16 protein-coding genes and 1 tRNA gene are annotated in these 18,237 nt (G+C 67.9%); 10 read left to right on the top strand and 7 right to left on the bottom strand.

Annotated features, from left to right (window positions below; genetic code table 11):
* Position 1 precedes the first annotated feature (1 nt).
* From SriyCCGPB3_RS15600 to SriyCCGPB3_RS15590, 3 genes are all read right to left on the bottom strand, one after another.
* Complete coding sequence (locus tag SriyCCGPB3_RS15600) at positions 2-1,942, bottom strand: DUF885 domain-containing protein (protein ID WP_110713078.1); 1,941 nt, start codon at positions 1,940-1,942, stop codon at positions 2-4.
* A 95-nt stretch (positions 1,943-2,037) separates the two neighbouring features.
* Complete coding sequence (locus SriyCCGPB3_RS15595; protein ID WP_110713077.1) at positions 2,038-2,823, bottom strand: queuosine precursor transporter; 786 nt, start codon at positions 2,821-2,823, stop codon at positions 2,038-2,040.
* Positions 2,820-3,503, bottom strand: coding sequence for a DUF502 domain-containing protein (locus tag SriyCCGPB3_RS15590; protein WP_100440472.1), 684 nt, complete (start codon positions 3,501-3,503; stop codon positions 2,820-2,822). Before SriyCCGPB3_RS15590 ends, SriyCCGPB3_RS15595 begins: the two co-directional genes overlap by 4 nt.
* 76 nt (positions 3,504-3,579) lie before the next feature.
* On the opposite strand from SriyCCGPB3_RS15590, the gene SriyCCGPB3_RS15585 reads away from it, so the two are divergent.
* On the top strand, positions 3,580-4,896 hold the full coding sequence (locus SriyCCGPB3_RS15585; protein ID WP_324187313.1) for a hypothetical protein: 1,317 nt from the start codon (positions 3,580-3,582) through the stop codon (positions 4,894-4,896).
* A 7-nt stretch (positions 4,897-4,903) separates the two neighbouring features.
* Here the strand turns inward: SriyCCGPB3_RS15585 and SriyCCGPB3_RS15580 are convergent, their stop codons facing one another.
* The 4 genes from SriyCCGPB3_RS15580 to trxA form a co-directional block, all read right to left on the bottom strand.
* Positions 4,904-5,356: a DUF4442 domain-containing protein gene (locus SriyCCGPB3_RS15580; RefSeq protein WP_153855788.1), complete on the bottom strand. Its 453-nt coding sequence runs from the start codon at positions 5,354-5,356 to the stop codon at positions 4,904-4,906.
* A 424-nt stretch (positions 5,357-5,780) separates the two neighbouring features.
* The gene (locus tag SriyCCGPB3_RS15575; protein WP_110713072.1) at positions 5,781-7,403 is read right to left on the bottom strand and encodes a CHASE2 domain-containing protein; all 1,623 of its coding nucleotides are present in this window, start codon (positions 7,401-7,403) and stop codon (positions 5,781-5,783) included.
* Positions 7,400-9,100: a FecR family protein gene (locus SriyCCGPB3_RS15570; RefSeq protein ID WP_153855789.1), complete on the bottom strand. Its 1,701-nt coding sequence runs from the start codon at positions 9,098-9,100 to the stop codon at positions 7,400-7,402. Before SriyCCGPB3_RS15570 ends, SriyCCGPB3_RS15575 begins: the two co-directional genes overlap by 4 nt.
* A gap of 107 nt (positions 9,101-9,207) precedes the next feature.
* A complete protein-coding gene (gene trxA, locus SriyCCGPB3_RS15565) occupies positions 9,208-10,065 on the bottom strand; it encodes a thioredoxin (protein WP_153855790.1) in 858 nt (285 codons plus the stop codon).
* 123 nt (positions 10,066-10,188) lie between these two features.
* Here trxA and SriyCCGPB3_RS15560 point away from each other — a divergent pair, with 123 nt between their 5' ends.
* From SriyCCGPB3_RS15560 to SriyCCGPB3_RS15520, 9 genes are all read left to right on the top strand, one after another.
* The gene (locus SriyCCGPB3_RS15560; protein ID WP_110713068.1) at positions 10,189-10,791 is read left to right on the top strand and encodes a DUF998 domain-containing protein; all 603 of its coding nucleotides are present in this window, start codon (positions 10,189-10,191) and stop codon (positions 10,789-10,791) included.
* A gap of 105 nt (positions 10,792-10,896) precedes the next feature.
* Complete coding sequence (gene leuS, locus SriyCCGPB3_RS15555) at positions 10,897-13,539, top strand: leucine--tRNA ligase (protein WP_153855791.1); 2,643 nt, start codon at positions 10,897-10,899, stop codon at positions 13,537-13,539.
* 136 nt (positions 13,540-13,675) lie between these two features.
* Entirely contained in the window at positions 13,676-14,260 is a 585-nt protein-coding gene (gene lptE / locus SriyCCGPB3_RS15550) for an LPS assembly lipoprotein LptE (protein ID WP_110713067.1), read from the top strand.
* Positions 14,261-14,269: 9 nt separating this feature from the next.
* Positions 14,270-15,307, top strand: a complete 1,038-nt coding sequence (gene holA / locus SriyCCGPB3_RS15545) for a DNA polymerase III subunit delta (protein WP_153855792.1) — start codon at positions 14,270-14,272, stop codon at positions 15,305-15,307.
* Positions 15,308-15,310: 3 nt separating this feature from the next.
* On the top strand, positions 15,311-15,976 hold the full coding sequence (gene nadD, locus SriyCCGPB3_RS15540) for a nicotinate-nucleotide adenylyltransferase (protein ID WP_110713064.1): 666 nt from the start codon (positions 15,311-15,313) through the stop codon (positions 15,974-15,976).
* Between the two features lie 58 nt (positions 15,977-16,034).
* The gene (rsfS, locus tag SriyCCGPB3_RS15535; protein ID WP_005418109.1) at positions 16,035-16,445 is read left to right on the top strand and encodes a ribosome silencing factor; all 411 of its coding nucleotides are present in this window, start codon (positions 16,035-16,037) and stop codon (positions 16,443-16,445) included.
* Positions 16,446-16,509: 64 nt separating this feature from the next.
* On the top strand, positions 16,510-16,980 hold the full coding sequence (gene rlmH / locus SriyCCGPB3_RS15530; protein WP_005418108.1) for a 23S rRNA (pseudouridine(1915)-N(3))-methyltransferase RlmH: 471 nt from the start codon (positions 16,510-16,512) through the stop codon (positions 16,978-16,980).
* A 22-nt stretch (positions 16,981-17,002) separates the two neighbouring features.
* A tRNA-Asn gene (locus SriyCCGPB3_RS15525) sits at positions 17,003-17,079 on the top strand.
* A gap of 126 nt (positions 17,080-17,205) precedes the next feature.
* Positions 17,206-18,180, top strand: coding sequence for an alpha/beta hydrolase (locus SriyCCGPB3_RS15520; protein WP_425604078.1), 975 nt, complete (start codon positions 17,206-17,208; stop codon positions 18,178-18,180).
* The last annotated feature ends 57 nt before the right edge of the window (positions 18,181-18,237 follow it).

Here is an 18,237-nt window from a genome sequence, read left to right as displayed (position 1 = left end):
GTCAGGGTGACGGGGCGGGCGTAGCGCTGGCGGGCTGGGCCATCCAGCGTTCCATCTTGCGGTCCAGCACGTCCAGCGGCATCGAGCCGTCCTTCAGCAGTTCGGCGTGGAAGCGGCGCAGGTCGAAGGCGGTGCCCTGGCGTGCCTTGGCCTTGTCGCGCAGGGCAACAATGGTGGTCAGGCCAGCCACGTTGGACAGCGCTTGGCCGGGCTGGGCCATGATCCGCTCGACTTCGGCGTTGGCATCGTCGCTGCTCATGTCCACGGTCTTCTGCAGGTAGGCGACGGCCTGCTGCTTGCTCCAGCCCTGGGCGTTCACGCCGGTGTCGGCCACAACGCGGGCGGCGCGCAGCAGGCGCGAGTACAGGTAGCCGATGCGGTCGTAGGGATCGGTGTAGACGCCCAGGTCCTCGCCCAGCGTTTCCGCGTACAGGCCCCAGCCTTCGACGAAGGCGAGGTCGCCACCGAGGCGACGGAAACGCGGCAGCTTGGCCAGTTCCTGCTGCAGGCCCAGCTGCACGTGGTGGCCGGGGATCGCTTCATGCAGGTACTGCACCGGCACGTTCCAGCGCTTGCGGCTGGGCAGGTCGCGGGTGTTCACGTACAGCACGCCCGGTTGCCCGGCCGGTGACGGCTGATAGGCCGCGGCGGCGGCGGTCAACGCACGTTCCGGTTCCACCGCGCGCACTTCGAGGGTGGACTTGGGCAGGGTGTCCAGTACCTGCGGCAGGCGCGCATTGACCTGCTGCTGCACCTGGCGGTAACGGTTGATCAGCGCATTGGCGTCGCCGTACTGGAACTGGCGGTCATTGCGCATGCTGCGCAGCAGCTTGGATGGCGTACCACGCAGCTTGGCATCCTTCATCACCGTGGCGATCTGGGCCTGCAGTTCCTGCACGCGTTGTTCGCCCAGCGCGTGCAGCTGCGCAGCGGTCTGGTCGCTGGCGGTGGTCTGCACGATCAGGTTGGCGTACCAGGCCTGGCCATCGGGCAGCGCGCCGAGGCCACTGCTGGCACGCGTGGCGGGCAGGTATTCGGTGGCGATGAAGCCGCGCAGGGCGCGGTAGGCCGGCATGATGCGCAGTTCGATCATGCGCTTGTACTCGGCGCTGATGCGCGCCTTGTCCTCAGCCGGGATGGTGTTCGGCATGGTGCGGATCGGCGACCAGAAGATGCTCTCTTCGGCGGTCGGCTTGATCACCGCATCCAGCTGCGGCAGCACTTTTTCCATCAGGTCGCGCGGCTGTACCACGCCGGCCTTCATGCCCTGGCGCATGTTGTCGATGGCCTGGTCGAACAGCTCGGGAATGCCGAGCGAACGGCGCGACCAGGTGTCGTAGTCCTGCACGGTGTTGAACGGCTGCGCGCCGGCACCGGCACCGAGGATCGCCATGATGCTGCCGATGTTGTAGTACTGGCTGATCGGCATCATCCAGCTCGGGTAGCGCTCGGCGGCCAGCGAAGCGCGCGCGTCGCGCACGAAGATCTCGTAGCTGAGCAGGTCCTGGCCCTGCAGGCCGTCGCTGCCGAGTTTCTCGACCTTGCCCAGCCACTCGGTGGTGAAGTCGTGCGACTGCTGGCGCCAGGCGGCGGACAGGATGTTGGGCAGCTGGTCGTTGTAGCGGGGCTCGCCCTGGAAGGTCGCCTGCAGCGGATTCAGCCGCATCGAGGCATCCCAGTATTCGTCATACAGGCGCTCCAGCTGCACCTGCTTGGGTACGGCACGGGCCGGTGCGACCGGGCGTGGCGCGGCGCGGCGCGCCGAACTGCCACGGGCCGGCGCGGTGGCGCGGGCGGGCCTGGCCTTGGGCTTGGCGGCCTGGCGGGTCTGCGCGGCGGCAGGGCGGCTGGCCTTCTTCTTCGCTGCTTCGGCCGACGGCACGGCACTGAACAGGAACAACGCGGCAATGGCGGCGGCCAGGACGCGGGGGGAATACGGCATCAAGAAGCTTCCGTGGAACACAGACCGTGGAGCTTGCACGAACCGCGCGCGTACGGCCAGCGTGAAGGCGCAGTCAGCTTGGTGGCGCTGGGGCTTCAGTCAGCCGCCGCGGCGGCGCGCAACGCCGCCGCTCGATCGGCGCCCAGATAGCGGGTGATAGCCCGCCGCATCAGGTACAGCAACGGAATCAGGGCAATCGCAAAGCCCATCTTGTACACGTAGTTGACGCTGGCGACGGCAAGGAACAGCGAGGTCGGCCAGTGCTGCGGGCCGAGCACGAAGGCGATCCAGATCACCACGAAGCTGTCCACGACCTGCGATATCGCGGTCGAGCCGGTCGCGCGCAGCCACACGTGGCGTTCGCCGGTGGCCTGGCGGATGCGATGGAACACCGCCACGTCGATCAACTGGCCGAGCAGGAAGGCCACCAGCGAACCGGCAATGGTCCACATGCCCTGGCCGAACACCGCCGCGAACGCGGCCTGGTAGTCGGGCACGCCGTGGCCGTCCATCGAGGTGACCCACCAGCTGGCCGGCGCCAGCGAGATGGCGGCGAAGGCGAACAGGAAGCCGTAGCCGATCAGCACCACCGCCAGCCACGAGATGAAGCGCACGCCGCGCTTGCCGAAGAACTCGTTGATGGTGTCGGTCATGATGAACACCACCGGCCACAACAGGGTGCCGGCGGTGAAGCTGAGCGAGCCGGTCTGGCCGAACAGGTTCCAGTTCAGCGGATCGATGCCGAGGGTGTCTTCCAGCGCGAAGATCTTCACCCCGATCAGCTCGGCCAGCACCGCGTTGCCGCAGAAAAATGCGGCCAGCACGATGAACAGCAGGACCGCGCGGTCCTGCAGCGGGCGCTCGACCGGCGCCGCGGTCATTCGCTGCGTTCGCCTGCGCGCGTGAACGGAACGCTGGACGGTGCGACGGCACCACCGGAAATGATGAAGCTCATGGCCTGGTCGACGGTCCAGTCGGTCGGGGTCAGCAGCTCCACCGGCACGATTTCCAGGTAACCCGAGGTCGGGTTCGGCGTGGTCGGCACGTACACCGCCGCCAGCTCACGGTCGGTGCCGTGTTCCTTGATGACGCGGGTGACCAGGCCGACCGACTTCATGTCGCGGTGCGGAAAGTCGATCAGCACCACGCGCTGGGTACTGCCCGGTTCGGTCTGCAGCATGTCCAGCAGCTTCTTGGCGCTGTCGTAGATGATGCTGGCCAGGGGAATGCGCTTGATGATCGCGCCGACCCAGCGCAGCAGGCGCTGGCCGAGCACGCGGCGGCTGGCCACGCCCACCGCCAGGATCACCAGCAGGGTGGCCAGCAGGGCGATGGTGTCCTGGATCCACTCGGCACGAACCCAGCCGAGGTAATGCGGGAAGCTTGTCGCGATCTGCTCGGAAAGCGGTACCACCAAGGGGCTGGAAATGCCCGACAGCAGCACGAACACGAACTTGACCACGACCCAGGTCAGCCAGATCGGCAGCAGGGTCAGCAGGCCGGTCAGGAACAGGCGCTGCAGGGAGGGGCGGGGGACCAGGGCGGGGGCTTCGAGCGACATGTGCGCATTGTAGCGGCCACCGCCGGTCGATTACGCTGGGGAATCGACTGCGGCAACGACACATGGAAGGGAAGCTGTGTTGAAGATTCTGCGCGGACTGGGCTGGACCCTGGCGGGCCTGCTGGTGCTGGCCATCGTGGTGTGGTGCGCATCGCGCATGTGGCCGGTGCCTGAATCACGCCTGCAGGCGCAGCAACGGCTGGAGGCACGCCTGCCGGCGGCCGGGCGCAATGGTTATGCGCTGCTGTGGACGTTGCCGTTCGACGATCTGGATGCCCGCCAGCGCGAGCAGGCGTTGGCCGAGGACGTGCGCCGTTGGGAGGCCGACCTGCAGGGCAGCAGCGGCGGCCAGACACACCTGGCGGCCAACCATGCCGAGCTGCGCTCGCGGCCCGGTGCCAGTTGCGGGCCGGCCGCCACCGGCTGCCTCGCCCAGGTCCGCGCGAACCCGCAACGCTTCGTGGACGCCCACGCCGGCCACCAGCAGTTGCATGCGCGGCTGGATCAGCTGGCCGAAGCGGACTACTTCATATCGCCGTTCCAGCCGAAGGGCGACGGCATTCTGGTCCCGTTGCCGACCTATGGCCTGGTGGTGGACGCCACCAGCGCGCACGCGCTGGACTACGTGCAGGGCGATATCGACGGTGCACTGCGCGGCAGCTGCCGTGGACTGCTGCTGGGAAGGCGGCTGGTGCCCGGTAGCAGCTATCTGATCGAGAGCATCATCGGCGCCAGCCTGGTCCAGGCCAATGCCCAGCTGCTGGCCGACATGCTGGTCGAACTACCCGCCGGCCACCCGCTGCCAACGGAATGCGAACAGGCGCTGCAGCCGATGCGGGCCGAGGAACAGAGCCTGTGCCGGGCAATGCAGGGCGAGTATGCGATGAACCGCGCGGCGATCGAGACATCGGCGCGGGAGTTCGGCGGCGTGCTGGTGCTGGATCGCAGCAGCACCCTGGCCCGCGCGGCCGGCAATCTCGGCTGGGCCTGTGGCGCGGCAGCCACAGCGGCGCTGGAAGCGGATCGCCCGTTGCCAGTGCCGGCGCCACCGCAGCATGACTTCGGTTGCCTGTCGAACGTCATGGGCTGCGTGCTGACCGATATGGCCGCGCCGATCTATCCTGCCTATTCGTCACGGCCACAGGATGCCGCGGCGATGGTGCGGCTGCTGGGGGCGCAGCGTTGGCTGCGGCAGCAGACGGATGATCCGGTGGACGCACTGCAGCGGCTGCCGGTGCAGTTCCGCTCGCCGGTGCGGGCGCCGCAACTGTCGGCCGATGGCCGCCACCTGCAGGTGCCGCGTCGCTCTCCAGCGCGCAGCGCTGATGAGAACCCGTGGCTGTCGGTGCCGTTGCAGAAGGAATCGGCTTCGACTGCGGCGGGACGCGACTGAAGCGCGCTCAGCGTGCGTGTGGCTTCAACCGCAGGTAGACCTGCTTGCGCACCTGGGCGACCACCTCGCCGCTTTCATCGACGACATCATTGCTGAACCATCTCAGCACTTTGTCACCAGCGGCGGCTTCGGCGCGCAGTTCGTCCAGCAGTGCGTCGTCGATGCGGAACGAGGTACGCACGGTACCGCGGCCGGGCTTGAGGAAATCGATGGCACCGGCGCGGTCCCACACGTAGTAGTCACGGCCAAGGATATGCAGCAGGCCGAGCATCCAGAACGGATCGGTCATCGCGAACAGGCTGCCGCCGAAGTGGGTACCGACATAGTTCCGGTTCCAGGGCCGCAATCGCAGTTCGACATCGATCTGCCGGTAGTCGGGAGTGATGCGGGTGACGTGGATGCCGGTGAACAGGAACGGCGGCCAGAGGTTGATACCGAAGCGGAACAGGCGGGCGTTCATGCGGGTCCGGGGCGCAGGGCGAGGCGTCCAGTCTAACCATTCGCATGCGTATGTTGCACCCCGGGCGAGCGTCCGCACGATTCGGGCGTGGTCCGGCGAATTGTTGAGTCGAGCTTGGGGTCATGCAGCTGCGTCAAGGAACCCTGGGGCGATGCATGCAGTCACTGAAGTCCAGAGTGGCCATTGCAGTCACTGCGCACTCCGATGAAGGACGGCCGGTGTGGCAGCGGGGCTACTACGATCATCTGATCCGGAATGAGGCGGATGTTCGGCAACAGTCACTGTATGTACTGGCCAACCCAGTGCGTACGGGCCTGACATCGCGGCTGGGAGACTATCCGCTTGCGTGGTGTCGCTGGCCGCTGGAATGAGGCGGAGGCAGTCGAGCAAGCTCGACTCTACAGGTGGTGTGCATATCCATGCCTCATGGGCCGTCGATGACATACCCGTCGCGCCCATTGGCCTTGGCCTGGTACAACGCGGTGTCGGCGCCTTCGACGAAATGGTGTGGTTGCAGATCGCCGTCAGGCACGCGGGTGAACACGCCGATGGTGAGGGTGACGGCACCGTCGCTGGCATCGCCGGGCGCCGGCAGCGCCCGCACGCATGCGATCAGGTCCTCGATCACCAGGCGCGCCCCCTCGGCTGGCGTATCCGGCAGCACCAGTGCGAATTCGTCACCGCCGTAACGTGCGGCCATGTCACGCGGGCGCCGCGCATGCGCGCCGATCAGGCGGGCGACATCGCGCAGCACGCGGTCGCCCACCTGGTGGCCATGGCGGTCGTTGTGGCGCTTGAAATGGTCGACGTCGATCAGCGCCAGGCTCAACGGCTTGCCACTGCGCCGGGCGGCATCGCATTCCTGCTGCAGCGACTGCTCGAAGCGCAGGCGGTTGCCAAGACCGGTCAGCGCGTCGCGGTTGGCCTGGCGGTGCCAGGCCGAGATCCGCCAGATCGCCCAGGCCAGCAACACCAGCAGAACGCCCAGCATGGCGGTAGCCGGCGCCCACCACAGGTCGCTTGCGCGCAGCAGCACCCAGCTCAGCAACGGCGCCGCCGGCAGTGATGCCAGCGCGGCCAGCCACGGCAGGCGCAGGCCGAGCAGGAGCACGCACAGCGCAACCACCACACCACTGATGGCGTGCTGCCAGAGGCGCGGCAGCAGGTCGATCTGCTTGTGCTGCAGCAGCATCGAGGCGATGTTGGCCTGGTACTCGCTGCCACTCATCCAGAACTCGCGGGTGGTCGGCGTCAACAGCCGTGGTGCGATGCCACTGGCGGTCATGCCGACGACGATGCGACGGCCGTGCAACATCGCCATGTCCACATGGCCATCGAGCACGTCCACGTAGGAAACCTGCGGCAGCCGCTCGGGCGGACCGGCGTAGCGCACCCGCACGTAGTCGTCGCGTCGCCATTGATAGGGCGAGCTCACCCCCGGATCGGGGTCGGGCAGGCCGCGCACAGCGCCCGCGGGGAGGCCCGCAAGGGCCAATCCGAGCGCGGGCCAATGGGCCATGCCGATGCCAGCGTGCAGGTAGACGCCGCGGGCGACACCATCGCCGTCCACTTCAACATCGGTGTGGCCGATGGCGGCGGCACTGGCCGCAATCTGCGGTACCGGCAGCATTTCCTCGGCCATGCGATCACCGGCCGCGGGCGCGGCCAGCACCGGCAGCACCACCCGGCCATTGCGGCGGATGGCCGCGGCCAGCGCCTCGTCCTGGCGGCTGTCGCGGCGGTCCGGCTCGGACAGCATCAGGTCCAGCGCGACGCGCTCGGCGCCGGCATCGGTCAGGCGATCCAGCAGGCGTGCGTGGATCGAGCGCGGCCACGGCCACTGGCCGATGCGCTGCAGGCTGCCTTCGTCGATCGCCACGATCAGCACGCTTGGATCGGGACGATAGTCCCAGTTGCCGACCATGGCATCGTAGGCGGCTTCATCCTGCCGCCACAGCCACTGGCCCTGGCTGGCGATCACGGTCAGCACGCCGGCCAGCAGCGCCAGCAGGATCCGCTTCGACCACGGCAGTGGCGAGCGCCTCATAACAACAGCCACAGCAGCAGGGCGCCGCCGCCAGCGCCGTAGCACAGGCGGCAGGGCAGCTTGATCTGCTGCGCAGGAGAGTACTCGCCTGCATGACCGTCATCGTCGATGTACTGCACGCGCACGTGCAGGGTGCCGCTCCAGGGCCGCTTGAAGCTGACCTGCGGCTCGACCACTGTCTCATCGACCAGCGGCGCCTTGAAGTCTCCGCGGCGATCGACCTGCACCCGATAGCGCTGGCCTTCGCTGCCCGCCTGCCAGCGCAGCGTCAGCTCGCCATGCGCGGCTTCCGGCGGCTGCAGCGCCGGATCAACCGGTTCATTGCTCAGCTGCAGCGGCAGCGCCTGGCCGTAGCGGCCCTGGTGGCCGTTGCCATCGCGCGAGGCCACGCGCCAGAAGTACTGGCCCGGCGGCAGTGGCTGCGCCAGGCGCAGGTCGGTGCCAGGGGTCGTCTGTTCCTGCAGCGGTTGCACGAAGCTCGGCTCGGCGGCGATCTGCAGTACGCTGCTGCGCGCGCCGGGGGCCTGGCTCCAACGGAAGCGCGGTCGGTCGCTGTTGATCGTCTGCCCATGCAGCGGGGCCACCGTCAGTGGCGGCGGCGGCTGGTCGCTGAGTTCGAAATCGGCGCTGGCATCCAGGCCTTCCACACCCTGTGCGTCGACAGCACGCAGCAGGATACGCAGCTGGCCGGGCGGCAGATCGCCGATGGCCAGGTGGGTGTCAGCGGTGGTCGCGGCAAAGAGCAGAATTTCCGGTGTTGCGGCTTGTACCACTTCCACGCGGTAGTGTGCGGCGCCGGGAACCGCTTCCCAGGCCAGCAGGGTCGGCAGCGGCGCCAGCCGAAGTTGGTCGTTGCGCAGCGTCGGAGCGGGCAGCAGGGGAGAGACCGCAGCGGGGGCTGCGTCAGCGCTGCCGCTGCGGGTGGCCTGTCCTGGCCGGACCAGGCGCTGGCCGTGGATGTTGCCGACCTGCACCTTGCCCTGCAGGACCTCGGTGGCCGCGACCTGGCCGGTGTCGCCGGCACTGACCCGGAACACGGTGCCGCGCACGCTGCTGGTGGCGGTGGGGGCATCGATGATGTAGCGCGATGCCGGACCGCGGGCCGGCGTCACCCGGTTGCTGGCGCGTCCCTGCTGCAGGCGCAGGCGGGTGTCGACCATGCCGGTATGGCCATAGCGGCTGAGTTGGTCCAGGCGCAGGCGCGAATGCTCGCGCAACTGCAGGCGCGAGGCATCGGCGAATTCAAGCGTGATGCTGGAGTCGCCTTCGGTCTGCACGGTATCGCCGATACGCAGCTGCTCGCCGGCCAGGACCGCGCGCGTGGCGCTGCCGTCGGCGCCAGACAGCTCGACCTTGCCACGCACGGACAGTACGCGGGCGGGCGCCGGTTCGATGCGCAGCCAGCTGATGGGGAAGCGCAGCAGCTGGCCGGGGGGCAGCTGGTAGGGATTGTCGATGCGGTTGTGCTGTTGCAGTTGCTGCCAGGGCACCGAAGGCTTGAGGTACAGGCCACCCAGGTCCCACAGGGTATCGCCGGGACGGACCCGGTAGTTCCAGTCCTGGGCACCGGCCAGACCCGGCAGCAGGAGGAGGGCGCAGAGCAAGGCACCCTGGAAGCGCATGGCGAACAACAGCGAGCGGACGAAGGTCACAGTTTGCAATCCCGGCAATGCGGGGGCGCAGCTGCAAGACCCCATGGCCCCGACCTCATCCCCCCGAACGGATCGTGGCGGCCGTACGGCCGCCATCCAGCGCATTATTGCCCGCGTTCAGTGCAGGGATTCTGAACGAAGCATGTTCCCGTTCAGAACAGCAGGGAGGCCATCCGGCGGCGGTACTGGCCGACCAGGTCCTCGTCGGAGATCACATTGAAGGCGTCGATCAGGGCCTTGCGCGGCAGTCCTTCTTCGAAGGTGCGGTCGATCCGCAGCATTTCCAGGAACTGCGCCAGCGCGGCCTCGTCGTGGCCGCCCAGCAGCAACTGCACGCCACGCAGGTGGCGGGCCTTGAGGTCGTTGCCATCGGCGGCAATGCGCGCGTCCAGCACCTCGGCCGCGGGCGCGTCCTTCAGTGCAGCGGCGAAGGACAGACGCGCGCGGGCGCGCACGGCGCGGTCGTCGGTGGCGAGGTTGGCGGGCAGGCCGTCGATCAGCGTGCCGGCCTCGTCCACACCGCCGATCTGCAGCAGGGCAAGGGCCAGATCGAGCTTCAGTTCATCCTTGTCCGGCTCGGCGGCGATCTGTGCGCGCAGCACGTCCACCTGTGCCTGCGGGTCCAGCGGTGCTTCGTCCTCGGCAGCGGTGTCACCGACGTCGGCCGGCACGATGCCGTGCTGGGCCAGGAACTCGCGCAACTGGCCTTCCGGAATGGCGCCGGGGAAGCCATCCACCAGCTGGCCGCCCTTGACCAGGAACACGGTCGGCACCGAGCGGATCTGGAAAGCCGCAGCGATCTGCTGCTCCTTGTCGACGTCGACCTTGGCCAGTTCGAAGGCGCCGTTGTATTCGGCCGCCAGCTTTTCCAGCATCGGGCCGAGGCTCTTGCACGGCCCGCACCAGGTGGCCCAGAAGTCGACCAGCACCGGCGTCTGCAGCGACTTCTGCAGGACTTCGGCCTCGAAGGTCGCAGTGGTGGCGTCGAATACGTAGGTCGTCTCGGTCATGGGAGAGGCATCGTTTGGCATCTGGAGACCGATTCTATGGTGACGATCGATGTCGGTCTCAACCCGGGCTGCGGCAAATACCCGACAATGCGGCCTTCCTGTCGCTGTTGTTCCGGAGCCTGCATGTCTTCACTGTCCCCGCTGTTGCGCCTGTCCGGGCTGATCGCCGCGCTGCTGTTCGTGCTGGCGGTGCTGGGTTTCGGCACCGGCCTGGAAGGTTATGCACAGGCGCGGCACCCGGTGGCCCTGCTGGGCGCGCAGGGTGTGCCGCACGCGCTGGCCTTCAATCTGCTGGGTTTCGTACTGCCGGGCCTGTTGGCGGTGGTCGTGGCCGAGTGCCTGCGCCGGCAGCTGCCGGCCAGCGCTGGCTGGGCGCCGCGGGTGGGCAGCCAGATGCTGTTGCTGGGCGGGCTGGCCTTCGCCGCGATGGGCTTGATGCCGCTGGATGTGGACGATCTGCACGGGCCGGCCAGCCAGCTGCACGCCAGTGCCTGGATGGTCTGGGTGCTGGGCTTCGTCGCCGGCACCCTGTTGCTGGGCATCTCGCAGCTGCGCCAGACGCACGGTCGCGCCCTGGGCGGGGTGGCGCTCGCCTGTGGCGTGCTGGCGGCGCTGGCTGCCTTTGCGCTGCAGGGTGTGCTGCCGGCACCACTGGCACAACGGCTTGCATTCGCCTGCTGGGCGGTCTGGCTGGCACTGGCCCTGCCGCTGTCGCGACCGCGCTGAGACCGGCTCCGGGCGCTGGCGGCGCCGGCGGTCGGCGGGCAGGATTGGAGACGTTTGCCGCACTGCGGTACGCTGTACCGCTTTGCCGCCGCATCCGCGTGTTCCATGACCAGCGCTGAAACCAACGCCTACGACCCGCAGCAGGTTGAATCCGCCGCCCAGAAGTACTGGGACGCCACCCGTGCCTTCGAAGTCGACGAGACTTCGGACAAGCCGAAGTACTACTGCCTGTCGATGCTTCCGTACCCGTCCGGTGCGCTGCACATGGGCCACGTGCGCAATTACACCATCGGCGACGTGATCAGCCGCTACAAGCGCATGACCGGCCACAACGTGCTGCAGCCGATGGGCTGGGACGCGTTCGGTCTGCCGGCGGAAAACGCCGCGATCAAGAACAAGACCGCGCCAGCGGCCTGGACCTACAAGAACATCGACCACATGCGCAGCCAGCTGCAGTCGCTGGGCTATGCCATCGACTGGTCGCGCGAGTTCGCCACCTGCCGTCCGGACTATTACGTCCACGAGCAGCGCATGTTCACCCGCCTGATGCGCAAGGGCCTGGCCTACCGCCGCAACGCGGTGGTGAACTGGGACCCGGTGGACCAGACCGTGCTGGCCAACGAGCAGGTCATCGACGGCCGTGGCTGGCGCTCCGGCGCCCTGGTCGAGAAGCGCGAGATCCCGCAGTGGTTCCTGCGCATCACCGACTACGCCCAGGAACTGCTGGACGGCCTGGACGAACTGGACGGCTGGCCGGAATCGGTCAAGACCATGCAGCGCAACTGGATTGGCCGTTCCGAAGGTCTGGAAATCCAGTTCGACGTGCGCGACGTCGATGGCAGCGCGCTGGACCCGCTGCGCGTGTTCACCACCCGTCCGGATACCGTGATGGGCGTGACCTTCGTGTCGATCGCCGCCGAGCATCCGTTGGCGTTGCATGCGGCGAAGAACAACCCGGAGCTGGCGGCGATGCTGGCCGACCTGAAGCAGGGCGGCGTGTCCGAGGCTGAACTGGAAACCCAGGAAAAGCGCGGCATGGACACCGGCCTGCGCGCGCTGCATCCGGTCACCGGCGAACCGGTGCCGGTCTGGGTCGCCAACTTCGTGCTGATGGGCTACGGCACCGGCGCGGTGATGGCCGTCCCGGGCCATGACCAGCGCGACAACGAAGTGGCCAACAAGTACGGCCTGCCGATCAAGCAGGTGATCGCGCTGAAGGATGCGCGCACTGAAGAGGAGCGCAACTGGGACGGCAGCCGCTGGCAGGACTGGTACAGCGACAAGAGCCGCGCCTTCGAACTGGTGAATTCGGCCGAATTCGACGGCCTGGACTTCCAGGGCGCCTTCGAAGCCCTGGCCGAACGTTTCGAGCGCAAGGCCCAGGGCCAGCGCCGGGTCAACTACCGCCTGCGCGACTGGGGCGTGAGCCGCCAGCGCTACTGGGGCTGCCCGATTCCGGTGATCTACTGCGCCAAGTGCGGTGCGGTGCCGGTGCCGGAAGAGCAGCTGCCGGTGGTGCTGCCGGAGGACGTGGCGTTCTCGGGTACCGGTTCGCCGATCAAGACCGATCCGGAATGGCGCAAGACCACCTGCCCGGACTGCGGCGGCGCGGCCGAGCGCGAGACCGACACCTTCGACACCTTCATGGAGTCGAGCTGGTACTACGCCCGCTACACCTCGCCGGGTGCCCGTGATGCCGTCGACAAGCGCGGCAACTACTGGCTGCCGGTCGACCAGTACATCGGTGGCATCGAGCACGCGATCCTGCACCTGATGTATTTCCGCTTCTACCACAAGCTGCTGCGCGACGCGCGGATGGTGGACAGCAACGAGCCGGCGCGCAACCTGCTGTGCCAGGGCATGGTGATCGCCGAGACCTACTACCGCCCGAACCCGGACGGCTCGAAGGACTGGATCAACCCGGCCGATGTGGAAGTGCAGCGCGACGAGCGTGGCCGCATCACTGGCGCCACCCTGATTGCCGACGGCCAGCCGGTGGTGGTCGGTGGCACCGAGAAGATGTCCAAGTCGAAGAACAACGGCGTGGACCCGCAGGCAATGGTCGGCAAGTACGGCGCCGACACCGTGCGCCTGTTCTCGATGTTCGCCGCACCGCCGGAACAGTCGCTGGAGTGGAACGAAGCCGGCGTGGATGGCATGGCCCGCTTCCTGCGCCGCCTGTGGGCGCAGGTGCAGAAGCATGCTGCCGACGGTGCTGCGCCGGCACTGGATGTGGCCGCACTGGATGCCAACCAGAAGGCGCTGCGCCGCAAGACCCACGAGACCATCGGCAAGGTCGGCGACGACTATGGCCGCCGGCACAGCTTCAACACCGCCATTGCTGCGGTGATGGAATTGATGAACGCGCTGGCCAAGTTCGAGGACGGCAGCGAGCAGGGCCGCGCGGTGCGCCAGGAAGCGCTGCAGGCCATCGTGCTGCTGCTGAACCCGATCACTCCGCATGCCAGCCATGCCCTGTGGCAGGTGCTGGGCCATGGCGAGACGCTGCTGGAAGACCAGCCGTTCCCGCAGGCCGACAGCAGCGCGCTGGTGCGCGATGCGCTGACCCTGGCGGTACAGGTCAACGGCAAGCTGCGTGGCACCATCGAGGTGGCGGCCGATGCCGCGCGCGAGCAGGTCGAGGCGCTGGCCCTGGCCGAGCCCAACGCGGCCAAGTTCATGGAAGGCCTGACGGTGCGCAAGATCATCATCGTCCCGGGCAAGATCGTGAACATCGTCGCCGCCTGATGTACCCCGCACCGGCCACCCGTGCGGTGGCCGGTGCCTTTCCGGTGCAGGGCAGCGCACTTGATGGCCCTGCATTCACGCGGCTTCGGGCACGCTGTGTGTTGCCGTGATCGCCCGGCTCCGCCAGACTGTCTCCATGACCCGAATCCTGCTCGCCCTCGTTCTTGTCCTCGGCCTCGCCGGCTGCGGTTTCCATCTGCGCAACAAGCTGATGCTGCCGACCGATACGGCGCCGGTGAAGGTGGTCTCCACCGCCCCGTACAGTGAACTGGTCAAGCTGCTCAACCGCAGCCTGCTGGCGTCCGGTGCCAAGCTGGCCGATGAGGACAGCAAGGAACCCAGTACCCAGCTGCAGGTGCTGTCCGAGCGCTGGGGCGACCTGCCGATCGCCATCGACTCGCAGGGCCGCGCGCAGGAGTACAGCCTGCGCTATGCCGTGATCTTCATCTTCCGTCGCGAGGATGGCAGCGAGCTGGTGCCGCAGCAGGTGATCGAGCTCTCGCGCGACTACGTGTCGCCGCCGACCGACGCCACCGGTACCACTACCGAACGCGAGATCCTGGCCGATGAACTGCGCCGCGAAATGTCGGCGTCGATCATCCGCCGCATCGACAGCGTGGTCCGTGCCGAGATCGAGAAGGGTGGCAGCCTGTCGGCACCGAAGGCCAAGCCGGTGGAAGGTGCGGTGCCGGCCGAGCCGGTCCCCGCAACCAAGCACTGAGCCGCTGCGATGGAACTGCGTCCGGAGCAGCTGGCCAGCCAGAGCGCTGATACCGCGCTGGTGCCGGTCTACCTGATTGCCGGCCCGGAAACCCTGCGCGTGCTGGAGGCGGCTGACGCCATCCGTGCGCGGGCGCGTGCCGCCGGCATCGGCGAGCGCGAGGTGTTCGACGCCGATGGCCGCGATTTCGACTGGAACCAGCTCGACGCCAGCTTCAACGCGCCCAGCCTGTTCAGTGCCCGCCGCCTGGTCGAGGTGCGCCTGCCCAGCGGCAAGCCGGGCAAGGACGGCGCCGAGGTGATCAGCCAGTTCTGCGCCAATCCGGCGCCGGACGTGGTGCTGATGATCACCGCCAACGAATGGAGCAAGGCGCACCAGGGCAAGTGGGCCGAAGCGGTCAACCGCATCGGCGTGCTGTCGGTGGCGTGGGCGATCAAGCCGCATGAACTGCCGGACTGGATCGAGCGCCGACTGCGCGGCAAGGGCCTGCGCGCGGACCCGGCCGCCGTGCAGCGATTGGCCGAGCGGGTGGAAGGCAACCTGCTGGCCGCCGCCCAGGAAATCGACAAGCTGGCGTTGCTGGCCGATGGCCAACCGCTGGACGTGGAACGGATGGAATCGCTGGTGGCAGATGCCGCCCGCTATGACGTGTTCCGGCTGGTGGAGGCCACCTTCTCCGGCCAGCCGCCGGCGGTGCTGCGCATGCTGGCCGGCCTGCGCGGCGAAGGCGAGGCGGTAGCCGCGCTGATGCCGATGGTGATCCGAGAGTTGCTGGCCGGGGCCGGCCTGGCCCGGGTGCAGGCCCGTGGCGGCAATCTGGCCGCCGAGATGAAATCACGCGGCATCTGGGAATCGCGACAGGCGCCGTACAAGCGCGCGCTGCAGCGGCACCCGGAAAGCAAGCGTTGGGAGCGTTTCGTGGCGGAAGCGGGACTGGTCGACCGTATCGCCAAGGGGCGGGCCGACGGCGATGCCTGGCTGGCGCTGGAGCGCCTGCTGGTGGCCGTGGCCGAACCGCGTGCCGTGCGCCTGCTGGCGCGGGCCTGAGCGATGAGCCTGCGGATCTATTACGGGGGCACCTTCGATCCGGTGCACCTCGGGCACCTGGCGATCGCGCGTGCCGCCCGTGACGAACTGCAGGTTGCCGTGCGCATGCTGCCGGCGGCCGATCCTCCACACCGTGCGGTGCCTGGTGCCACCGCCGAGCAGCGTTGCAGCATGCTGTCGCTGGCCATCGGCGATGAACCCGGACTGCTGCTGGACCGCCGCGAGCTGGATCGCGCGGCACGCTTCCCCGGTCGGCCGTCCTACACCGTGGACACCCTGCGCGAGCTGCGCGGCGAGCTGGGCCCGAGCCGGCCACTGGCCTGGCTGGTCGGCGCCGACAGCCTGCTGGGCCTGACCCGCTGGCACGAATGGGAGGCCCTGTTCGGGTTGGCCCACTTCGTGGTGGCTGAACGGCCTGGCAGCCCGCTGCGGGTCGCGGTCGATGGCGAGCTGGGCCGTGCGCTGGAAGGGCGCTGGGCCGACAACGAGCAGGCCCTGTTCGCCAGCCCGGCCGGCCGCATCCTGCGCCTGCACCACCCGCTGCGCGAGGAGTCGGCCAGCGCCGTGCGCTCGCAGATCGCCGCTGGCGGGCCCTGGCGCGCACTGCTGCCACCGGCCGTGGCGGACTATGTGGCTGCACACGGGCTGTACCGCCCGGCCAGGCCGTGAATGGCGCAGCGGCGCCATCCCCGTATAATCGCCCCCACGTTTATCGAGTCGATTCACTTTGAGCAACCAGACCCAGCCCCAGACCATCAAGGTCGATCTGCCCAGCCCGCCGCCGTCCGTGCCGGAACTGCTGGCCAGCGTCCGCCAAGCCACCGAAGACCTGAAGGCCAAGGACCTGGTCGAGATCGACGTGCGCGGCCGGTCCAGCGTTGCCGACTACATGATCGTCGTTTCGGGCACTTCGACCCGCCACGTCAAGTCGATTGCCGATGAAGTCGTGCGCTTCGCCAAGAACATCGACGTGATGCCGCTGGGCGTGGAAGGCGAGCGCGAAGCCGAGTGGGTGCTGGTCGATCTGGGCGACGTGATCGTCCATGTGATGCTGCCGCGCGTGCGTGAGTTCTACGCCCTCGAGCGCCTGTGGACCGTCGGCGACCAGCCGCCGTCCAGCGACGACGAAGTGGCCTGAGCCACGCGTTGATGCATCCCTTCGACGGCGCCGATGGCGCCGTCGACGTTTTGGAGGACCGTTGATGAAAGCCCGCCTGATCGCCACCGGTGAACGCGCCCCCAGCTGGGTGGCGCAGGGCTTCGCCGAATACCAGAAACGGTTGTCGCACTGGCTGCCGTTCGAACTGGTGGAAATCGAGCCCGGCCTGCGCGGCAAGGGGCGTGATCCGCGCCGCGCCACCGAAGATGAAGGCAAGCGGGTGATCGCTGCGCTGCCGAAGAATGCCTATGTAGTGGCGCTGGACGTGCCCGGACGCCAGCTCAGCTCGGAACAACTGGCGCAGCGCCTGGAACACTGGCGCGGGCAGGGCAGGGACCTGGCATTCCTGATCGGTGGCCCGGAAGGGCATTCGCCGGAAGTATCCGCACTGGCCGACGAGAAGTGGTCGATCGGACCGCTGACGCTGCCGCACATGCTGGTGCGCCTGGTGGTAGCCGAGCAGTTGTATCGGGCTGCCGCAATGATTGCCAATCACCCCTACCATCGCGCGTGAAGAGTGGTTATACTAGTCGTCTGCCCGAATAGCTCAGCCGGTTAGAGCACTTGACTGTTAATCAGGGGGTCGTTGGTTCGAGTCCAACTTCGGGCGCCACCTTGAAAAACCTGCATCGCGAGATGCAGGTTTTTTTTTGCCGTGTTGTAGAGCCGAGCCCACGCTCGGCTGCATCCTCGAAGCCGAGCATGGGCTCGGCTCTACAATCTGCTGCTCCAACCATGGATGCCGATCATGCGTGCGCTCCTGTCCTCGAGCTTCCTGCTGCTTGCGATGGTGCCGTTCGCTACAGCGAAGGCCGCGCCTTCCACCTGGCATCCGCCACTGGGCACCACCGAGCTTCCATTGTGGCCGCAGGGCACGGTGAGCGCGCCGCCGAGGTTGAAGGGGCCCGAGCAGGTCAGCGAAGTGACCTCCGAAGCCAGTGGCGAACACTGGATGATGCTGCAGAACGTCGCTGCGCCGACCCTCACCGTGTTTCCGCCGAAGGGGCCGGCCACCGGCACCGCGGTGATGGTGGTGCCTGGCGGAGGCTATCGGGTGCTGGCGATGGACCTGGAAGGCAGCGAGATCTGCGACTGGCTGGCCGCGCAGGGCATCACCTGTGCATTGCTGAAGTACCGGGTGCCAGCCTCCGGCCCGAACTGGGACCCCGTGTGCAACTGCCGCGACATTCCAAAGGTGCCGATGGCCCTGCAGGATGCACAGCGTGCAATGGGCCTGCTGCGCGCACAGGCCGAGCGCTGGTCAATCAATCCAAAGCGGATCGGGGTGATCGGCTTTTCCGCCGGTGGTCACGTGGTAGCGGGACTGAGCACGCACGCACTGCGCAGCTACGCGCCGGTCGATGCTGCAGATGAGCAGCCGAGCCGCCCCGATTTCGCGATGGTGATGTATTCCGGGCACCTGTGGGCGGGGCACGGAAAGGGGTTGTCGCTGGTCAAGGACATCACCGTGGATGACAAAGTGCCGCCGACGTTCATCGCGCAGGCCACCGACGATCGCACCGATGACGTGCGCGAATCGCTGGCCTATTACCGTGCCTTGGTCGACGCGGGCGTGCCGGTGGAAATGCATCTGTTCGCACGCGGCGGCCACGCATTCGGGCTGCGCATGAAGGATGCACCGGTCGCGGCGTGGCCGCAGCTTGCCGAGCGCTGGATGCGGGACATCGGCATGCTGCCGGAACGCCAGCTGTAGAGCCGAGCCATGCTCGGCTTGCCTTGCCTTGCCTTGCCTTGTAGAGCCGAGCCGGCT

The sequence above is a fragment of the Stenotrophomonas riyadhensis genome, assembly GCF_040256885.1.
In the GTDB taxonomy this organism is placed as follows: domain Bacteria; phylum Pseudomonadota; class Gammaproteobacteria; order Xanthomonadales; family Xanthomonadaceae; genus Stenotrophomonas; species Stenotrophomonas riyadhensis.
The sequence above is the reverse complement of the archived record's forward strand: the minus strand, read 5'-3'. Positions and strand labels throughout refer to the sequence as shown.